The sequence below is a fragment of the Bradyrhizobium sp. SZCCHNRI1009 genome (assembly GCF_032487575.1).
Lineage (GTDB): Bacteria > Pseudomonadota > Alphaproteobacteria > Rhizobiales > Xanthobacteraceae > Bradyrhizobium.
Genome location: NZ_JAUEUL010000003.1, coordinates 31462 through 48847, shown reverse-complemented (window position 1 = coordinate 48847; position 17386 = coordinate 31462). Strand labels below are relative to the sequence as shown.

18 protein-coding genes are annotated in these 17386 nt (G+C 66.6%); 4 read left to right on the top strand and 14 right to left on the bottom strand.

Annotated features, from left to right (window positions below):
• Window positions 1-662 precede the first annotated feature (662 nt).
• The 3 genes from QX010_RS07155 to QX010_RS07145 all read right to left on the bottom strand — a co-directional run bounded on the left by QX010_RS07155 (window position 663) and on the right by QX010_RS07145 (window position 3574).
• Window positions 663-1403, bottom strand: coding sequence for a metallophosphoesterase family protein (locus QX010_RS07155; protein ID WP_316178549.1), 741 nt, complete (start codon window positions 1401-1403; stop codon window positions 663-665).
• A gap of 206 nt (window positions 1404-1609) precedes the next feature.
• Entirely contained in the window at window positions 1610-2269 is a 660-nt protein-coding gene (locus QX010_RS07150; RefSeq protein ID WP_316178547.1) for a hypothetical protein, read from the bottom strand.
• Window positions 2270-2656: 387 nt separating this feature from the next.
• The gene (locus QX010_RS07145; RefSeq protein ID WP_316178545.1) at window positions 2657-3574 is read right to left on the bottom strand and encodes a LysR family transcriptional regulator; all 918 of its coding nucleotides are present in this window, start codon (window positions 3572-3574) and stop codon (window positions 2657-2659) included.
• Window positions 3575-3670: 96 nt separating this feature from the next.
• Here QX010_RS07145 and styA point away from each other — a divergent pair, with 96 nt between their 5' ends.
• Both styA and QX010_RS07135 read left to right on the top strand, forming a co-directional pair.
• Complete coding sequence (gene styA / locus QX010_RS07140) at window positions 3671-4918, top strand: styrene monooxygenase subunit StyA (RefSeq protein WP_316178543.1); 1248 nt, start codon at window positions 3671-3673, stop codon at window positions 4916-4918.
• A gap of 16 nt (window positions 4919-4934) precedes the next feature.
• The gene (locus QX010_RS07135) at window positions 4935-5462 is read left to right on the top strand and encodes a flavin reductase family protein (RefSeq protein WP_316178541.1); all 528 of its coding nucleotides are present in this window, start codon (window positions 4935-4937) and stop codon (window positions 5460-5462) included.
• 476 nt (window positions 5463-5938) lie between these two features.
• Here QX010_RS07135 and QX010_RS07130 read toward each other — a convergent pair whose 3' ends face one another.
• Window positions 5939-6961 (bottom strand): aldo/keto reductase, encoded by a 1023-nt coding sequence (locus tag QX010_RS07130; RefSeq protein WP_316178539.1) that lies wholly within the window; start codon window positions 6959-6961, stop codon window positions 5939-5941.
• A gap of 176 nt (window positions 6962-7137) precedes the next feature.
• On the opposite strand from QX010_RS07130, the gene xth reads away from it, so the two are divergent.
• Together xth and bla are read left to right on the top strand one after the other, a co-directional pair.
• Window positions 7138-7929: an exodeoxyribonuclease III gene (xth, locus tag QX010_RS07125; protein WP_316178537.1), complete on the top strand. Its 792-nt coding sequence runs from the start codon at window positions 7138-7140 to the stop codon at window positions 7927-7929.
• Between the two features lie 14 nt (window positions 7930-7943).
• A complete protein-coding gene (gene bla / locus QX010_RS07120; RefSeq protein ID WP_316178535.1) occupies window positions 7944-8813 on the top strand; it encodes a class A beta-lactamase in 870 nt (289 codons plus the stop codon).
• Here bla and QX010_RS07115 read toward each other — a convergent pair.
• From QX010_RS07115 to QX010_RS07070, 10 genes are all read right to left on the bottom strand, one after another.
• Window positions 8768-9613: an urease accessory protein UreD gene (locus tag QX010_RS07115; RefSeq protein ID WP_316178533.1), complete on the bottom strand. Its 846-nt coding sequence runs from the start codon at window positions 9611-9613 to the stop codon at window positions 8768-8770. The genes bla and QX010_RS07115 overlap by 46 nt on opposite strands.
• A complete protein-coding gene (ureG, locus tag QX010_RS07110; protein WP_316178531.1) occupies window positions 9610-10254 on the bottom strand; it encodes an urease accessory protein UreG in 645 nt (214 codons plus the stop codon). Before ureG ends, QX010_RS07115 begins: the two co-directional genes overlap by 4 nt.
• Window positions 10251-11957 carry an urease subunit alpha gene (ureC, locus tag QX010_RS07105; protein ID WP_316178529.1) on the bottom strand — a complete coding sequence of 569 codons (1707 nt, stop codon included), beginning with the start codon at window positions 11955-11957 and terminating at the stop codon, window positions 10251-10253. Before ureC ends, ureG begins: the two co-directional genes overlap by 4 nt.
• 3 nt (window positions 11958-11960) lie before the next feature.
• The gene (gene ureB, locus QX010_RS07100; RefSeq protein WP_316178527.1) at window positions 11961-12659 is read right to left on the bottom strand and encodes an urease subunit beta; all 699 of its coding nucleotides are present in this window, start codon (window positions 12657-12659) and stop codon (window positions 11961-11963) included.
• Between the two features lie 11 nt (window positions 12660-12670).
• Window positions 12671-13348: an urease accessory protein UreF gene (locus QX010_RS07095; protein ID WP_316178525.1), complete on the bottom strand. Its 678-nt coding sequence runs from the start codon at window positions 13346-13348 to the stop codon at window positions 12671-12673.
• Complete coding sequence (ureE, locus tag QX010_RS07090) at window positions 13341-13790, bottom strand: urease accessory protein UreE (protein ID WP_316178523.1); 450 nt, start codon at window positions 13788-13790, stop codon at window positions 13341-13343. Before ureE ends, QX010_RS07095 begins: the two co-directional genes overlap by 8 nt.
• Before the next feature lie 265 nt (window positions 13791-14055).
• A complete protein-coding gene (locus QX010_RS07085; RefSeq protein ID WP_315799796.1) occupies window positions 14056-14358 on the bottom strand; it encodes a putative quinol monooxygenase in 303 nt (100 codons plus the stop codon).
• Window positions 14358-15872 (bottom strand): amidase, encoded by a 1515-nt coding sequence (locus QX010_RS07080; RefSeq protein ID WP_316178521.1) that lies wholly within the window; start codon window positions 15870-15872, stop codon window positions 14358-14360. The genes QX010_RS07085 and QX010_RS07080 overlap by 1 nt, the downstream gene beginning before the upstream one ends.
• Before the next feature lie 86 nt (window positions 15873-15958).
• Entirely contained in the window at window positions 15959-16660 is a 702-nt protein-coding gene (locus QX010_RS07075; RefSeq protein WP_316178519.1) for an ABC transporter ATP-binding protein, read from the bottom strand.
• Window positions 16657-17385 carry an ATP-binding cassette domain-containing protein gene (locus tag QX010_RS07070; protein WP_315711676.1) on the bottom strand — a complete coding sequence of 243 codons (729 nt, stop codon included), beginning with the start codon at window positions 17383-17385 and terminating at the stop codon, window positions 16657-16659. The genes QX010_RS07075 and QX010_RS07070 overlap by 4 nt, the downstream gene beginning before the upstream one ends.
• Between the last annotated feature and the right edge of the window lies 1 nt (window position 17386).

Sequence of the window (17386 nt, the reverse complement as noted above, 5' to 3'; positions counted from 1 at the left end):
ATGCAACTCGTCGTTCCCGCGGCACGATGTGCCCGAGTCATGATCGTCCATGTCCCCCTCGTTCAGGTCGAGGGCGCAGGGAATGCCGGGTGCTGGCCGCAACCCATGGCCCGCCTGCAGAAAGAAAGCAGGCGGCAGTCACCACAGGTCCAGCCGGTCAACCGGCATTCCCTGCACGACGGCTCTACGCCTTATACGCACTCTCCCCGGGGACCGGCTGTCTTGCCCCCGTCGCCGGCGGATCATCGTCCCCACCGGCTTGGCCTCAGCATCGGGAGGCCAGGACCATGCGATTTCGGCGTGCGCCAGGGCTGTTCGTCCGCACGGCATCAGCCGTGCTGCAGCCCCAAGCGCCCATCGCATCCCACCCCGCGTGTCGTGACGATCGCGATACGCCCCTCGTGCCGGGGCGGGACGGCGGGATGAAAGCACGATTTCTGACAAAGCGAAACAAGAGAATTTTTCGCGGCGAGACTGGACAGGGCAAATCAGCTTGAAGGCGTTGGAGAAATGAATTTCTGCGCGCAGGCAGATTTAAAGCCGATGCCGCCCGTTGCATCGCGCACAACAGCGATGAAGCGGCCTTGATTTGCCCGACGGGCATGGCCGATCGCATAGCGCCTCGCCAAGTACCTCGCCAAGCACCGCGTCGTCGTACCCTGTCAGATCACCGCGCCCGAGGCGTAGGCGCCGGCCCAATGCGGAAAGCCGTTTTCGGCGGCGCGCGCCGCCGCGCGATCCCAGTCATAGGTCAGCGCCAGCAGCTCGGCCTGCCAATGTCCGCGGCGCTCCGTCAGCACGGCGTAGCGGGCGTGCGGCGAGCGATATTCGAGCTGTGCCGCAATAGGAATGTCGCCGAACACCGGACAGCCGACGCTGCCGGGATTGACCACCAGGGGTCCGCGCGGCACCTGCACCATCGCCTGCCGATGACTGTGGCCGCACAGCACGAGCGTGGCACCGCCGAGATTGACGAGGCGCGAGGCCAGCACGTCGCGGCGCGCCGGCACGTAGCGGCCGTCATCGAGCATCTCCTCGAGCAGAAGCGCGCAGTCATCGTCTGGGGTGCCGTGGACGGCGAGGATGCCATGGTCCAGCGCGATCCGTGGCGGAAGCGCGTGCAACACCCGGCGCTGCTCGGCGGTCAGCGCCGCGCGAGCGAAGCGACCGGCGGGAGAGAGCTTCTCCTCCGGCAACTCCTCGATCCAGCGGTCGTGATTGCCACGCACGGTCGGCAACTCCAGCGACTGCAGCAGGTCGAATGTCTCGCGCGGCCACAACGGGCTGGTCACGCAGTCGCCGAGATTGACGGTGGCATCGACGCCGCGTGTCTCGATGTCCGCGAGCACCGCCTCCAGCGCCGGCAGATTGCCATGCACATCGGAAATCACTGCGAGCCGCATCGTCGTCTCCTTCGTCACGCGCTTCGATCGGTCCGTTCAAGGCAAAGCCTTAGCATCTTCGTCATTGCCAGCGAAGCGAAGCAATCGAGGACCGCGCGTGGCACTCTGGATTGCTTCGCTTCGCTCGCAATGACGGCGGAGAGGCCGGTGTCCGAAGCGACGCCAGCCGGCGGCGCGTGCCTACGATCCTCAAAGAGACGCGCGGATCACAACCTTACAGGAACAACCGTCAACATCGGCGCGCGGCCTGCATAGCGCAGCAGCAGTCGGTGGGTCGGATAGAAGATCACGAGCGGCAGGCCGATCAGGAGCATCCCGAACCACGCCGGTCCTGGCATGAAGCTCTGCGCCACGGCGTCGCTGAGACCGTAGACGTAGTTGATGTTGACCGGCAGGTCGCTGGTCGCGGGTGGCGGCGGCATCAGGAAGTAGCACACCGACAACAGCGCCCAGGCGGCGACGGTCCAGACCGCGAAGGCGCGGCGGTCGTAGCCGAGCCGCCATACCAGCCAGGCCAGCACGAAGGGCAGCCAGAAATGGAAGAACGACAGGCTGCGGGTGAACAGCGGCAGCTTGGCGTCGAACATGTAGGCCGTCATGCCCGTCAACGGCACGCCTGCAGCGGTGCCGAGGAAGTCGACGACCCACAACGCCTGCGGCAGGAGGATGCCGACCGCGGGCGCTGAGGCCAGCAGCGGGCTTTCCAGCCAGACCGCGGCCAGCGTGGTCAACAGCGCGACGTCGCAGAAATACAGGAAGTTGGTCGGGCCGTAGGCCATCAGATAGGTCGGCACCAGCACCGCGCAGAACGCGCTGTAGGCAAGCTTGAACCACAGCGGAATGCCCGGCTTCGCGGCCTCGTTCATCGATCCCCTGCCCCTGCAATATGACTGCTTGCGAAATCGCGCGGAGATTGCGGGCAGATGAGACGGCGCGTCAATCAGAGCGCCGGTGATGTTCATACTCAGCGTAACAAGCGTTTGCGCTGACCGGATCTGCAGAGGAAATCGATGGCGCAGCAGCGTGCGCTGCCTGATACAGCGCCCTCTCCCCTTGCGGGAGAGGGCTGCACCGGCTTCTCGACGCACTCATTCGGGTGAGGGGTATCTCTCCGCGATCGCGGCTTGTGGAGACATCCCCTCACCCAACCGAGCTTGCCGCGCTGTCCTACAAGCCCTCTCCCGCAAGGGGAGAGGGCGCATTCACGGGCACCGCGCTCATTCTGACCTCACCTACAATGAGTTCTAACATCGCTATACTCTTGTGGCCATTGCCGCACCAATCGCGAACACGTCCGCGCGCTCGATGATCAGGTCGCGGAACAGGCGGGCGCGGTGCGACATCCATTGCGGGTCGGGATAGACAACGTGGAGCGGCAGCGACGGCACATCGTAGTCCGGCAGCAGGTGGACGAGCTTGCCGGAGGCGATGTGGCACACCGCGCACCAGTCCGGCAGCACGGCGGCGCCGAGGCCCTCCAGTGCGGCCTGAGTCATGATGTCGGCGTCGTCGCAGGTGAGCGAGGGCGCGATGCCGACGACGTGGCGGCCGGTCTCGGATTCGAAGCTCCACTCGTTCTTCGGCGACAGCCGCGAATAGGTCACACAAGGAAGCTGGCGCAGATCGTTGGGCAGGCGCGGCGGGCGGTGTCTTGCGAGCAGCGATGGCGCCGCGACCAGCAGCCGCTTGACCGTGCCGACGCGGCGCGCGACCAGCGAGCTCGAGCTGAGCACGCCGATGCGGATGGCGAGCTCCGTGCCAGTCTCCACGAGGTCGACGAACTGCTCGGTGAAGCGGATATCGAGCCGCACCTCTGGATAGCGACGGCCATATTCGGCGAAAATGTCGCGGAAGAAAGTGCGGCCGAACGAGGTCGGCACCGTCATGCGCAGGGTGCCGGAGGGCGCGCCGACGCGCTTCGGCGATGGCACGCCGGCGCTCTCGAACAAGGTGACGATGTCCTTGGCGAGCTTGAGCACCCGGTCGGCCTCGGGCGTCGGCCGCAGCTTACGCGTGGTGCGTACGAACAGCCTGCAGCCGAACTGCTCCTCCAGGAGCGCGATGCGCTTGGTGATCGCCGGCTGTCCCAGGCCGAGATCGGCCGCAGCCTGGGTGAAGCTGCCGGCCTCCATGACGCGGATGAAGGTCTGCAGCGCGTCGATCCGGTCCATCCATTCCTCCCCGGAATGAGTTTTATTCTTGTCATTCCGTATACGGCATCCGGAGGACTGGTCTAGCCTCCAAAAAAATCAAACGGAGGGAGAGCCATGGAGAAGTCGATCGGCATCGTCGGCGCCGGCATCGGAGGGCTGCATCTGGCGCTGTATCTGCAGAAGCACGGCATCCAGGCGACCGTCCTGACGGATCGCGCGCCCGAGCAGTATGCTGCGACGCGGCTGATGAACACGGTGGCGCATCACGGCATCACCGTTGCGCGCGAGAACGAGCTCGGCGTGAATCACTGGGACGATCCCGATGTCGTCTACCACCACCATGATCACTTCTTCAATTTTCCGGGCAGCCCCCTGCTCTTTCGCGGCGCATTCAAGCAGCCGAGCCGCGCGGTCGACTACCGGATCTACCTGCCGGCGCTGATGAAGGATTTCGAGGATCGCGGCGGCGCGATCGAATATGCCAGCATTCAGGACGACGACATTCCGGCGCTGGTGGCGCGCTTCGACCTGCTGGTGGTGTCCACCGGCAAGGGCGCGCTCGGGCGGATGTTCAGCCACCGGCCGGAGCTGTCGCCCTACAACCAGCCGCAGCGCCTGCTTTGTGTCGGCCTGTATGACGGCGTCGATCACGGCAGCCCCGAGGGCGACGATCCGCGCGGCGTGACGCTGTCGGTGTCGCCGGGGCATGGCGAGATGATCGTGATTCCGACGCTGACCTTCGGCGGCATGAAGACGGCGCTGCTGATGGAGAACATCCCCGGCGGCGACATGGCCGAGCTGGTGTCGCTCAACTACGACGCCGATCCCTCAGCCTTCCGGCAGACGATGCTCGACAAGCTCGAAAGGCACCATCCGCACACCTACAACCGGATCGACACGCACCGCTTCGATCTGCAGCCGCTGGACCTCCTGCAGGGCGCCGTGGTGCCGACCGTGCGGCGCTCCTCGGTCAGCTTCGACGACGGCAAGATCGCGATCGCGCTCGGCGACGTGCACTCCGTGGTCGATCCGATGATGGGCCAGGGCGCCAACATGGCTTCCTACGCCGCGTTCGAACTCGGCAAGGCGATCACCGAGGCCGTGGCGTTCGACGACCGCTTCGTCGAGACGGTCGATCGCGCGCGCGAGAACCGCGTGCTCGCCGCGGCGCGCTGGACCAATCTGATGCTGCAGCCGCCGTCGGAGGCGATGGGCCGGCTGATCTTCACCATGGCGCAGGATCGCGTGCTCTGTGACGAGTTCACCGACAATTTCAACTATCCGGAGCGGCAGTGGGACCGGCTGGCGAGCGACCGGCGTATTCATGCCTGGATCGATGACCGGGCAAGGCTCGCAGCGTGATGGCGGAGAGAAGCCGATGAGCCATCATCCGGACCCGGCCAGCTTTCGCGCTGCCGCCTCGCGGTTCTCGACAGGCGTGACCGTCGTGACGAGCCGCGATGCCCAGGGCGCACCGGTCGGGATGACCGCGAACAGCTTCACCACGGTCTCGATGCAGCCGCCCACGGTGCTGGTCTCGCTGAAGCGCGGCCGCACCTGGCAGGCGGTGAGTACCTCCGGCCGCTATGCGGTCAACGTGCTCGCGGCGGATGACGTCGCGATCGGCCGGCATTTCGCCGGCGCACCGCTGCCGCAGGGCGCACCAAGCTTCGACGAACGCGATGGCTTCTTCCTGCTGCCGCAGGCGATCGCGCAGTTCGGCTGCGAGGTCGTCAACGCGATCGAGATCGCAGACCACACGCTGTTCATCGGCGAAGTGCGCTGGTGCCGGCACCAGGACGGCCTGCCGCTGGCGTTCTATGCCAGCCGATTTTGCAACGGGCTGGGCGCTGAGATCAAGCCGGCGGAGGCGCTGGCGTATCCGGCAGAGGGATGGAGCATTTGATCGCACAGCCGGCGAGCCGAATACGCCACCATCGTTCGCCGTAAGCAGCTTCGCATGATCAAGGTGCAGCGCCGCTCTCGGAGCGGCCCCTCAAGGTGAGGAGGCGCGGAGCGCCGTCTCGAACCATGAGGCCACAGTGTGGGCCTCGCCCTTCGAGACGCCCGCCTGCGGCGGGCTCCTCAGGGTGAGGAGCAAGAGTTTCGCTCTTCAACAAAAATCGGATGCGGTTCGCCGGGACGACTTAGTGAGCCAAACATCGTCACATTGAAGACTGCGGGTCCGGCACAGTCGTGAGGCTCAACCGCCGATCGGTCCGGGGTCGATGCCCCCCGTTGTGGCGGCTCCAGAATGACCGGAGCGCGGCCACGTGACGATCGAAGCGTGATTTTAGTGCCGGCCGGGGGACGTCGTCAAATGCATCGGCGCCGCAGGCACGAGGCCTGCGGCCGATGGTCCACAGCAGTTTCGCTCGTCGGCTAGCGCCGCTCGTTCAGCATCGGGAAGCCGCGCTGATGCCAGACCGGATAGGCCGCTGGAATGTCGCTGGCGGCATCGAGCGTGGCCACGTGCTCCGCCGTCAGGCTCCAGCCGAGCGCGCCGATGTTCTCCATGAGCTGGCTCTCGTTGCGGGCGCCGACGATGATGGTCGACACGGTCGGGCGCTGCAGCAGCCAGTTCAGCGCCACCTGCGGAATCGTCTTGCCGGTCTCCTTGGCGACGCCGTCGAGCGCATCGACGACGCGATACAGCCGCTCCTCCTCGTAATGCGGTCCCGTGCCGGCGATGTCGTGGGCGCGGGTGCCGGGCTTGGCCGGCTGTCCGCGGCGGATCTTGCCGGTCAGCTTGCCCCATCCGAGCGGGCTCCAGATCACGGCGCCGACGCCCTGGTCGACGCCCAGCGGCATCAGCTCCCACTCATAGTCGCGGTTGAGCAGCGAGTAGTAGGCCTGATGCGCGACATAGCGCGGATAGCCGTAGCGGTCGGAGGCGGCCAGCGACTTCATCAGGTGCCAGCCGGAGAAGTTGGAGCAGCCGATGTAGCGGATCTTGCCGGCGCGCACGAGCTGGTCGAGCGTGGACAGCGTCTCCTCCACCGGCGTGTTGTAGTCCTGGCCGTGCAGCTGGAACAGGTCGATGTGGTCGACGCCGAGCCGCGCGAGCGAGCCGTCGATCGCCTCGATCAGATGCTGGCGCGAGGAGCCATAGTCGTTCGGGCCACTGCCTTTCGGGAACGTCGCCTTGGTCGAGATCAGCAGGCGGTTGCGCTTGCCTTTGATGGCCTGGCCGAGAATGCTCTCGGCCAGGCCGTCCGAATAGACGTCGGCGCTGTCGAACATCGAGAGGCCATGATCGAGGCAGACGTCGATCAGCCGGGAGGCGCCGTCAGCGTCGGTCCCGCCCCAGGCCTTGAAGAAGTCGTTGCTGCCGCCAAAGGTCGCGGTGCCGAAGCTGAGCGCGGGCACGCGCAGGCCGGAATGGCCGAGACGTCGATGGTCCATCATGATCTCCCTGGGTGTTGGCCGCATGAATACGCGCAGCGCGCGCCCCCGACCATGCCGCACCGTGCATGGCATTGTTGCGACGCCTGTGATTCCCACGCCATTCGCCTTGACCGGAGTGGTCGCGGCTTGATCTAACCGGGGCCGTTTCTCTTTCCCCCCGGGAACCTCAGGCCATGCGTATCGCCACTTGGAACGTCAATTCGGTCCGGCAGCGGATCGATCACCTCCTGACCTGGCTCAAGGAATGCTCCCCGGACATCGTCTGCCTGCAGGAAATCAAGTGCACGGACGACGCATTCCCGCGGTTGGAGATCGAGGCGCTCGGCTACAACGTCGTGACCCACGGTCAGAAGACCTTCAACGGTGTCGCGCTGCTGTCGAAGCTGCCGTTCGATGAAACCAAATCGGGTCTGGATGGCGACGCCGAGGACGTGCATGCGCGCTTCCTGGAGGGCGTGGTCAGCCTCAAGAGCGGGGTGGTGCGCATCGCCTGCCTCTATCTGCCCAACGGCAACCCGCCGAACACGGAAAAATATCCCTACAAGCTCAAATGGATGTCGCGGCTTCGTGACTATGCGCGTGAACGGCTGAAGACCGAGGAGCCGCTGATCCTCGCAGGTGACTTCAACGTGATCCCCGCCGCCGACGACGTCTCCAACCCCGAGGCCTGGGTCGAGGACGCGCTATTCCGTCCCGAGACGCGGGAGAGCTTCCAGTCGCTGCTCGGCCTCGGGCTCACCGACGCGCTGCGCGCCGTCACCGACGCGCCGGGGCAGTACACGTTCTGGGACTATCAGGCCGGCGCCTGGCAGAAGAACATGGGGATCCGGATCGATCACCTGCTGCTGTCGCCGCAAGCCAGCGACCGGCTGGTCGAGGTCGGCATCGACAGCTATGTCAGGGCCTGGGAGAAGCCGTCGGATCACGTGCCGGTGTGGGCCGATTTCGATCTCGAGACGGCATAACTCGAGGACAGTCGATGACGATCTACACACGGCGGCAATTGTTTCCGCTCGCACTTGTGCCGCTGCTGGTGGCGAAGCCGGCGCTCGCCGCCGACCTGCAGGTGACAATCGCCGGCATTGAAGCCGACAGCGGCGGGCGGCTCGGCGTGGCCCTGCTGGACACCGCGAGCGGCGCGCTCGGCGGCCATCGGCTCGACGATCGATTCCCGATGTGCAGCACCTTCAAGGCGCTGCTGGCGGGCGCGATCCTCACCAAGGTCGATTCCGGCACCGAGCAGCTGGCACGCCGCATTCCGATCGCGCAAGGAGACATCCTGTCCTATGCGCCGGTCACCAAGGCCTATGTGGGGACGTCGGGCCTGTCGGTCGGCGAATTGTGCGAGGCGACCGTGACGCTCAGCGACAACACCGCGGCGAATCTGCTGCTGGCGACGCTCGGCGGCCCCGCCGGCTTGACCCGCGCCATCCGCGGCTTCGGCGACGCCATCACCCGGCTCGACCGCATCGAGCCCGCGCTCAATGAAAGCGTGCCCGGCGATCCGAGGGACACCACCACGCCCGCGGCGATGGCCCAGACCTTGGCGAAGCTGACCACCGGCACTGCGCTGTCGGCGGCGTCGCGCGATGTCCTGAATGGCTGGCTGATCGCCTGCAAGACCGGTGGCGCCAAGCTGCGCGCCGGCCTGCCCGGCGAATGGCGCATCGGCGACAAGACCGGCGCGGGCGACAACGGCAGCAGCAACGATGTCGCCGTGATCTGGCCGACAGGGCGCGCGCCGGTCCTCGTGAGCAGCTATCTCACCGAGACCAAGGCCAGCGACGACAAGCGCAACGCGGTTCACGCAGCGGTCGGCCGCGCCGTCGCCGCCGCGCTCGGGGCCTGAGCCGCCGCCTCGCGATAGATCGCGGCGATCGCGTCGACTCCGGTGCGCAGGTGGCGCATCTGGCGGCCCGCGAGGCGCACGCCGAGACCGGCGCTCTCCGGCAGCAGGCTCGCCGCGGCGTAGAGGCCGTCGATGCAGGACAGCGCATCGGCGAGACGCTGGCGGAGCGCGGCGAGATCGTTCGTCGGCGGCAGCATCAGAACGGCCGAGCCGAACGCGCGATGACCGTTGAAGACCGCGACATCAGGATCGCTCAGATGCATACGGTCGATGAGGAGCGGCTCCTCGCCCGTCCGGCGCACGACGAGCGCGGAGTCGAGCTCGCGGAACAAGCGTCCTTGCCCGTCCGGGTCATGCATCGTGAAGGCGTCGGTCACCAGCGCCGATGCATCGGCGGCGCAGTTCAGGTCGAGCACCTGGCACAGGGCCGCCCCGGGAAACAGAATACGCGGCTCCGGCCGATAGTCGAGCCTGGCGCCGGTCGCGACATGCAGCAGCACCTGCTCCACGGCGCGCGCGCCGGGCTCGGCGCGATGCACCGACGTGGCGCCCTGCGTCATCACGCAGACGGCTGCACCGGGGCCAAGCGTGAAGCGCTGCGTCAACCGGTCCTCGCCGTGCACGGCGCCACTGCCGGTCTGCAGGATCACGCTGAGGCAATCCGGCCGCGCGGCATCGGTGTGGAAGCTGCGCGTCAGCACGAACGGCCAGGCAAACAGCCGGCGATCGATCACGGTGCGGCCGCCGCGGCGGGCGAAGGAGAGATCGAGCCGCGGCGGCTCTGGGGCTGAAGCGCTCACGTGCGGAACAGCACCTCGCGCTCGAGCAGGTCGACGATCGCTTCAACGCCCTCACCGCGCCGGCAGTTGGTCAAGAGCACCGGCCGGCCGTCGCGCACAGCGGCGGCCTCGCGCTGCATGCGTGCGAGATCGACGCCGACATGAGGGGCGAGATCGACCTTGTTGATGACCAGGAGATCGGCGCGGATGACGCCGGGGCCGCGCTTGCGCGGGATGTCGTCGCCGCCGGCGACGTCGATCACGAACATCCAGAAATCGGTGAGGTCGCGCGAGAAGGTCGAGGCGAGATTGTCGCCGCCGCTCTCCAGCAGGATCAGCTCGACGCCGGGAAAGCGCCGCTCCAACTCGTCGGCGGCCTCGATGTTGAGCGTCGGATCCTCGCGGATCACCGTGTGCGGACAGGCGCCGGCCTCCACCGCCGAGACCCGCTCGGGGTCGATCAGGCCGGAGCGCCGCACGCGCTCGGCATCTTCGGCGGTGACGAGATCGTTGGTGATGACGGCGATGTCGATGCCGCGCGCCTGCAGCGCCGGGATCAGCTGCTCGACCAACGCGGTCTTGCCGGAGCCGACGGGGCCGCCGATGCCAACGCGCGCGGCCGTCATCGGCGCATCGGCGCGGGTGAGAGCGAGACGGCTCATCGCAGCATGAACCTCCTCGCGAGCGGCACGGTTGTCGCGGGCGGACACATCAAGAGCTTGCCGTCGGCGCGGACCTCGAAGGTCTGCGGATCGACCTCGACATGCGGCATCGCCGCGTTGCGGACCATGTCGGTCTTGCGCAGGCGGCGCACGTTCTTGATCTGCACCGTCTCGCGGCCGAGCCCGAGCCTGCCGCGGATGCCGGCGTCGACCGCGAGCTTCGACATGAAGTTGACGCCGAGACGCTGCGGCGCTGCGCCAAGCGCGCCCCACATCCGCTTCTGGATCATCGGCTCCGACAGCCCGAGGCTGCCATTGCCGTCGCCCATCGCGGCCCAGACCGGAAAGCCGTTCTTGATCACCATGTAGGGCTTCAGCCCGAACGAGGCGCGCGGCCACAGCACGAGATCGGCCATCTTGCCGACCTCGATGGAGCCGACGACATGATCGATGCCGACGGCAATGGCCGGATTGATCGTGAGCTTGGCGATATAGCGCTTGATGCGCTCATTGTCGGCCCGAACAGTTGTCTCCTCCGGCAGCCGGCCGATGCGGTCCTTCATCACGCTCGCAAGCTGCCAGCATTTGGCGACGTTCTCGGCGAGCCGGCCCATGCCCTGCGTATCCGTGCCGAAGATCGAGATCGCGCCCATGTCGTGCAGGAAATCCTCCGCCGCCATCGACTGCGCGCGCACCCGCGCCTCGCCGAACATGACATCCTCCGGCGCATTGTAGTTGAGCTGATGACAGATCATCGTCATCGGCACGCCCTCCTCCATCCCATAGGAGGTGTAGGGATTGGTCGGGTTGGTCGAGGACGGGATGACGTTGGGCCAGGACACCACCTTGAGCAGGTCGGGCGCATGGCCGCCGCCGGCACCCTCGACGTGATACATGTGGATGGTGCGGCCATCGACCGCGGCCATCGTATCCTCGCAGAAGCCGTACTCGTTGATTGAATCCGTGTGCAGGTGCACGGCGAAATCGTTGCGGTCAGCCGCGATCAGGCTCTTGTCGATGACGTCGGGCGCCGCGCCAAAGTCCTCGTGGATCTTGACCGACATGCCGCCGGCCGCGACCGCCTCCTCGACCGCTTCCGGATTGGAGCCGCCGCGGCCGAACAGCGCGTAGTTCAGCGGCGAGAATTCGATCGATTTCAGGAAGTGCCCGAAATTCGGCCCCGAGCCCGAGCCGACGTCGAACACCGGCCCTGAGCCGTTGCCGATCATCGTGGTGGTGCCGCCGGCCAGCGCGTGGTCCGACTGCTCCGGCGAGATCAGATGCGCGTGGCTTTCGATCGCGCCGGCGGTGACGATGAACGGCCCGCCGGCGATCGGCGCGGTGGTGTGACCGACCACCATGTCCGGATGCACGTCGGGCATGATGTCGGGATTGCCGGCCTTGCCGATGCCGACGATGCGGCCGTCGCGGATGCCGATGTCGGCCTTCACGATGCCGATCACGGCGTCGACGATGGTCGCGTTCTTGACGACGACGTCGAGGGCCTTGTGAGTGGACGTCCGGTGCGCCGCGACGGCCTCGCCGTCGCGGATGTTCTTGCCGGCGCCGACCAGCAGCTCATGTCCGTAACTCGTGTAGTCGTGCTCGATCTCGGCGAGCAGGCTGGTGTCGGCGAGCCGGACGAGATCGCCTTTCGTGGGACCGTAAAGCTCGGCATACGCTTGCCGTGTCAGTGTTGCCATGACCTAGGCTCCGAGATAGCCACGCGATTGCGCGAGCTTCAGCGCGGCGTCGCGCGCGCCGGGCGCATCGAGCGGACCATTGACCAGCCCGGCCTGGCCGCGCACGATCCGGTCGCCGGTGATCGGCACCAGCCGCACCGATTTGAAGATCCCCGGTTCGAAGCGCATGCCGAGCCCCGCGGGGCGGTCGATCTTCATGCCCCAGGCGGCGGCGCGGTCGAAGCGCAGCGCGCGATTGACCTCGAAGAAGTGGGTGTGGCTGCGCACCTGGATGTCGCGGTCGCCGGTGTTGACGACGTCGATGGTGACCGCCGGCAGCTCCGTGAACATCGCGATGTCGTCGCCGCCGGCGATGATCTCGCCGGGTACGATCTCCTCGGCGGCTGCGCCTTCGGCCGGCTGGATCGGCTCGAACAGCGCCATCACCTTGGTGCCCTCGGCAAACATCAGCTCGATATAGAGCATCGGGATCATCTGCGCGACGCCGGGCTCGACGTCATCGGTGGTCAGCAACCGGCCGGCCATGTCGCGGATCTCGGCATAGGGCCGATTGCGCCGCGCCGCGGTCATCACCTCATCGGTGATGTAGGCGACCGCCTCGGGATGGCTCAGCTTGATGCCCAGCAAGCGATTGCGCCGCGCCATCTGCGCGGCGTTGAAGATCACGAGACGATCCAGCTCGGTCGGCGACAGGTTCATCATGGCGCGGCACCTCAGGTCGTGAACATGCGCACATGCCGCAACGGCCCGCGCGACACGGCGATATCGATGAAGGGCGTGAAGCTCGACGGCATCGCGTCGTCGTCGGGTGTGCCGTTGAGCAGATCGCCGAGCCGTGCGCGGGCGCGCGCCAGGCTCTGCTGCGAGTCGATGTGGCCGATCAGGCCGAGCCGCACCGCGGCGCTGACGAGGCCAGTGATGAGGGTCCAGCCGGAGACGAGCTCGGCGGCATCGAGGCTCAGGCCGGCATCACGGCCGGCGATCGCCTGCACCACGGCGAGGTGTCCAAGTCTCGGATCGGCCGAGACGCGCGCGCGGTAGGACACGGACAAGGGGCCTGCAAGCTTGACCCAGACGCCGAGCAACGCCCTGCCCGCACGCCGCGAGCCCTCGCGCATCTCGGCCGACGGCGTCGTGGCCTCGGCGAGGCGATCCACGGCTACCATCGCCGCGGTATCGCCAGCGTGCCAGGCGCGCCGCAGCAGGATGCGATCCATCGTGGCCCAGCGCTGCGCAAGGTGATCGGCAATGACGCCGTCGAGATCGCTGCGGTCGGACAGCAGGCCATCGGCGGCGAGGCCTTCGATGCCCCAAGAGAAGGCAAAGCCGCCGGCGGGAAAGGCGCTGTCGCCGAGTTGCAGCAGGGCCAGCGTCTCGCCGCGGTCAAACATGCGCGCGCTCCACGACTTCGCCGGCGTCGAGCAGCGGCTTGATCCGCGCACGGTAGGTCTCGATCGGGGCGTCGAGCAGTACGACGAGGCTGTCGCCCTCGAAGCGGACGCGCCAGTGCAGATTGCCGGCATGCCAACCGAGCTTGAGCGCGCTGGCCTCGTCACGCGCCTTGAGGCGCAGCACATGCTGCTCGCCAAAACGTGCGATGATGGCGCGATCGGAGTCGAGATGCAGCAGCGCGCCGTCGACCAGCTCCTCGTCGCGATCCAGGCTGACGGCGCAGTCGGTGCCGCGATCGGTGGTCAGGCGGAAGCGCTTGCGGCCGGCATCCTCCGGCGGCACGAACAGCAACTCGATGCCACCGCGATGCTCCAGCGCGTGGATGCGGCCGGCATAAGCCTTGTCGCTCGCGCGTCCCAGGATGCCGTGCAGACGGAGCATCGGCGATGTTCCTCTTGTTGTTCTGCGCTCGTCGTTTGGGGCCTCATGGTTCGAGACGCCCGCCAAAGGACGGGCTTCTCACCATGAGGATCGAGATAGAGAGCGGGACTTGCATGCGGTGTGGCCGCAAGCCCCGTACGATTTTGCATGAGGCTCGCTTTGGCCGAAGACTTTCATCCGGCCAAACCCGAAGCCCTCGTCGAGAGGAGCCCGCCCTTGGCGGGCATCTCGAAGAACGGTTGGTGTGGTCATCTCTCGCCGCGCCCTACCGCATCGTCGCCGAGACCTCCTGCGAGGTCACGAGAATGACCTCGCCGTCGAGGATCGGCTTGGCGATGCCGAAGAAGGTCGCCACCGCGGCGGAGCCGTTGTGGCGGTCCATCGCGGCCTTGTCGGCGAAGCGCTCATAGGTGGTGAACAGACCGGGCTCGGTCTCGCTCTGCGAGATGAAGAACCCGATCGTCTCCGGTTCGTTGGCCGCGACATGGGCCGCGACGGCGACGAGGGCGTCGCGCATCGTGGCCTCTTGTCCCGCCTTGGCCCTGATGACCGCGGTGATGGTGATCATCAGAAGGTCTTCCAGTCGCCGTCGGCCTCGAACGCCGCCGCCGCCTGGTAGATCGTGGACTCGGCGTAGTCCTTGCCGATCAGCATCAGGCCGACCGGCAGGCCATCCGAGAGGCCGCACGGCACGGTCATCGCGGGATGACCGGTGACGTCGAACGGGCTCGTCGTCGCGGTCATCTCGAAGGCGCGCTGCACCACCTCGGCGAGCGGCGCGTCCTTGGCCGGGATCGGCGTGGCGACGCACGGCAGGGTCGGCATCAGCAAGAGGTCGTAGGAGCCGAACATCGCGTCATAGGCCGCCTTCGCCTGGATCGCGATGTTGCGCGACTTGGCGTAGTAGCGGCCGCGGTAGTGCTCGAGGCCCCACTGCCCGACCAGCATGGTCAGCTTCAACGTCACCGACAAATCGTCAGCGCGCGTGCGCCAGCCGGAATGCGCGTCGAGCAGGCCGACGTCGTAGAGGCCCTTCCAGTTGAAGCCCATGCCGTTGCCGAGCATCATCTGCACCAGGAAGCCTTCCAGCGTGATCGGATTCCACGCCGCCAGCGCATGCATGTGCTCGGGGATCGAGACCTCCGACACGCTCGCGCCCATCTTGGCGAAGCGCTCCGCGCCGGCCTTGACCTTGCTGACCACGCCCTCTTCCATGTTCGGCGCGCTGAAGCCTTCCTTGAGCACGCCGATCTTGAGGCCCTTGACGCCCTTGCCGAGCGCCTCGGTGTAGGCCGAGACCTTCGGCGCATATTGCCGCGGATCGAGGCCGTCGGCACCGGCCAGCACTTCGAGCAGCAGCGCGTTGTCGGCGACCGACTTGGTCATCGGCCCGGTGTGGTCGATCGTCGACTCGATCGGCATGACGCCGGTGTAGGGCACGAGACCGTGCGTCGCCTTCATGCCGTAGATGCCGCAATAGGACGCGGGAATGCGGATCGAGCCGCCCTGGTCGCCACCGATCGACATGTCGACCTCGCCGGCCGCCACCAGCGCAGCGCTGCCCGAGGACGAGCCGCCGGCCGAATAGCCCATCTTCCAGGGATTGTGCACCGGCGCGGGATTGGAGGTATGGCTGCCGCCGGACAGGCAGAAGTGCTCGCAGACGGCCTTGCCGACGATGGTGCCGCCGGCATCGAGGATGCGGGAGACAATGGTGGCGTCGGCTGCGGGAATGAAGCCTTCCAGCGTGGTCGAGCCGTTCATCATCGGCACGCCGGCGAGCGCGACGTTGTCCTTCAGCACCACCGTGCGGCCGGCGAGCTTGCCGGACGACGCACCCTTCACCTCGGTCTTGATCGCCCAGGCGTTGTACTTGTTCTCCTTAGGCATCGGCTTGGCGCCCGGCGTGCGCGGATATTTCACCGGCGGCAGCGGGTTCGGCAGCTCATCGATGATGTCGTACTGGTCGAACATGCCGCCCATCAGCGACAGATATTCGGCGGCCTCCTCGACCGTCATGTTCATGTGCAGGCTGGCGGCGAGATCGGCAACTTCCTCGGCATTCGGGCGTTTGATGGACATGAGTCATCCTTTCTTGTGAGGACAAGCTGGGCAGAGACAGCAAATTGTCAGTTCAATGGGCCGGCGCGCGCGCGCCGGTACGGGCTCTAGCTCGGGATCATCTGACCTTCCCGGGCCAGGAGAGTCTCACGGTCGAGTTCCTCGGTGATACGCCCCTTCTGGATGTGCAGGATGCGATCCGATAACGACGTGATGAATTCGAGGTTCTGCTCGACCACGATCAAAGACATCTTCCAGCGCGACTTCAACGCCAGCAGCGTCTCGATGATCTCCTCGATGATCGACGGCTGGATGCCTTCGGTCGGCTCATCCAGCAGGATCAGCTTGGGCTTTGTGCACAGGCAGCGCGCCAGTGCCAGCAATTGCTGCTCGCCGCCCGACAGCGCGCCGCCGCGGCGGTCGAGCAGCCGCACCAGGCGCGGAAAATCCTGCAGCACGGCATCGATGACGCTGCGGTCCTCCTTCGGCGCCGCAGCGAGCCCCATGCGCAGATTTTCCATGACCGACAGGTCCGGAAAGATCTCGCGGCCCTGCGGCACCAGGCCGATGCCGAGCCGAGAGCGCTCGTGCGGCTTCAGATGCGTGATGGCTCGGCCTGCGAACACCACCGAGCCGTCGGTGGTCGGCAGATGCCCCATCAAGGTGCGCAGCGCCGTGGTCTTGCCCATGCCGTTATGGCCGAGGATGCCGAGATATTCGCCGTCGGCCACCGTCAGGTCGACGCCGAACAGGATCGGAATCCGGCCATAGCCGGACTTGAGCCCCTTGACCTCGAGAAGCGCGCTCATGCCGCCACCTTCTTGCCGAGATAGACGTCGCGCACGCGCTGGTCGGCGAGCACCTTGTCGACGGTGTCCTCAACCAGCACGCGCCCCTGGTGGAATACGGTCACGCGCTTGGCAATCTGCTTGATGAACTCCATGTCGTGCTCGACCACGACGATGGCCCGGGTCTGGTTGATCTCGCGGATGATCGCGGCGGTGTGGAAGGTCTCCTCGTCGGTCATGCCGGCGGCGGGCTCGTCGAGCAGGATCAGCTCCGGCTCGGCGGCGAGCACCATGCCGATCTCGACCCATTGGCGCTGGCCGTGCGACAAGGTCGCGACGATACTGTCGGCGTAGTCGGTCAGCCGGATCATCTCCAGCACGGCATTGACCGCCGGCCCCTGCTGCCGCGGCGTTGCCTTGCGCCGTACCGCCATCCAGATGTTCTCACGCACCGAGAGGCCGTTGAACACGTTCGGGACCTGGGTCTTGATGCCGATGCCCATGCGCGCGATCTCGTGCGACAGCTTTCCCGCGATCGGCATGCCGCGGAACGCGATGCTGCCCGACGTCGGCACCAGTTGTCCGGTCAGCGTCTTGAAGAACGTGCTCTTGCCGGCGCCGTTTGGGCCGATCAGGCAGCGCAGCTCCATCTCCTGCAGGGTGAACGTGATGTCGTCATTGGCGACCACGCCGCCGAAGCGCATCGTCAGGTGCTCGGCCTTGAGCAGAGGAACGAGGTCGGCCATG

What these genes read in the sequence shown, in the direction of transcription:
- QX010_RS07155 (WP_316178549.1), bottom strand. Translation starts at nt 1,403, where the DNA reads ATGCGGCTCGCAGTGATTTCCGATGTGCATGGCAATCTGCCGGCGCTG.
- QX010_RS07150 (WP_316178547.1), bottom strand. Translation starts at nt 2,269, where the DNA reads ATGAACGAGGCCGCGAAGCCGGGCATTCCGCTGTGGTTCAAGCTTGCC.
- QX010_RS07145 (WP_316178545.1), bottom strand. Translation starts at nt 3,574, where the DNA reads ATGGACCGGATCGACGCGCTGCAGACCTTCATCCGCGTCATGGAGGCC.
- styA (WP_316178543.1), top strand. Translation starts at nt 3,671, where the DNA reads ATGGAGAAGTCGATCGGCATCGTCGGCGCCGGCATCGGAGGGCTGCAT.
- QX010_RS07135 (WP_316178541.1), top strand. Translation starts at nt 4,935, where the DNA reads ATGAGCCATCATCCGGACCCGGCCAGCTTTCGCGCTGCCGCCTCGCGG.
- QX010_RS07130 (WP_316178539.1), bottom strand. Translation starts at nt 6,961, where the DNA reads ATGGACCATCGACGTCTCGGCCATTCCGGCCTGCGCGTGCCCGCGCTC.
- xth (WP_316178537.1), top strand. Translation starts at nt 7,138, where the DNA reads ATGCGTATCGCCACTTGGAACGTCAATTCGGTCCGGCAGCGGATCGAT.
- bla (WP_316178535.1), top strand. Translation starts at nt 7,944, where the DNA reads ATGACGATCTACACACGGCGGCAATTGTTTCCGCTCGCACTTGTGCCG.
- ureG (WP_316178531.1), bottom strand. Translation starts at nt 10,254, where the DNA reads ATGAGCCGTCTCGCTCTCACCCGCGCCGATGCGCCGATGACGGCCGCG.
- ureC (WP_316178529.1), bottom strand. Translation starts at nt 11,957, where the DNA reads ATGGCAACACTGACACGGCAAGCGTATGCCGAGCTTTACGGTCCCACG.
- ureB (WP_316178527.1), bottom strand. Translation starts at nt 12,659, where the DNA reads ATGATGAACCTGTCGCCGACCGAGCTGGATCGTCTCGTGATCTTCAAC.
- QX010_RS07095 (WP_316178525.1), bottom strand. Translation starts at nt 13,348, where the DNA reads ATGTTTGACCGCGGCGAGACGCTGGCCCTGCTGCAACTCGGCGACAGC.
- ureE (WP_316178523.1), bottom strand. Translation starts at nt 13,790, where the DNA reads ATGCTCCGTCTGCACGGCATCCTGGGACGCGCGAGCGACAAGGCTTAT.
- QX010_RS07085 (WP_315799796.1), bottom strand. Translation starts at nt 14,358, where the DNA reads ATGATCACCATCACCGCGGTCATCAGGGCCAAGGCGGGACAAGAGGCC.
- QX010_RS07080 (WP_316178521.1), bottom strand. Translation starts at nt 15,872, where the DNA reads ATGTCCATCAAACGCCCGAATGCCGAGGAAGTTGCCGATCTCGCCGCC.
- QX010_RS07075 (WP_316178519.1), bottom strand. Translation starts at nt 16,660, where the DNA reads ATGAGCGCGCTTCTCGAGGTCAAGGGGCTCAAGTCCGGCTATGGCCGG.
- QX010_RS07070 (WP_315711676.1), bottom strand. Translation starts at nt 17,385, where the DNA reads ATGGCCGACCTCGTTCCTCTGCTCAAGGCCGAGCACCTGACGATGCGC.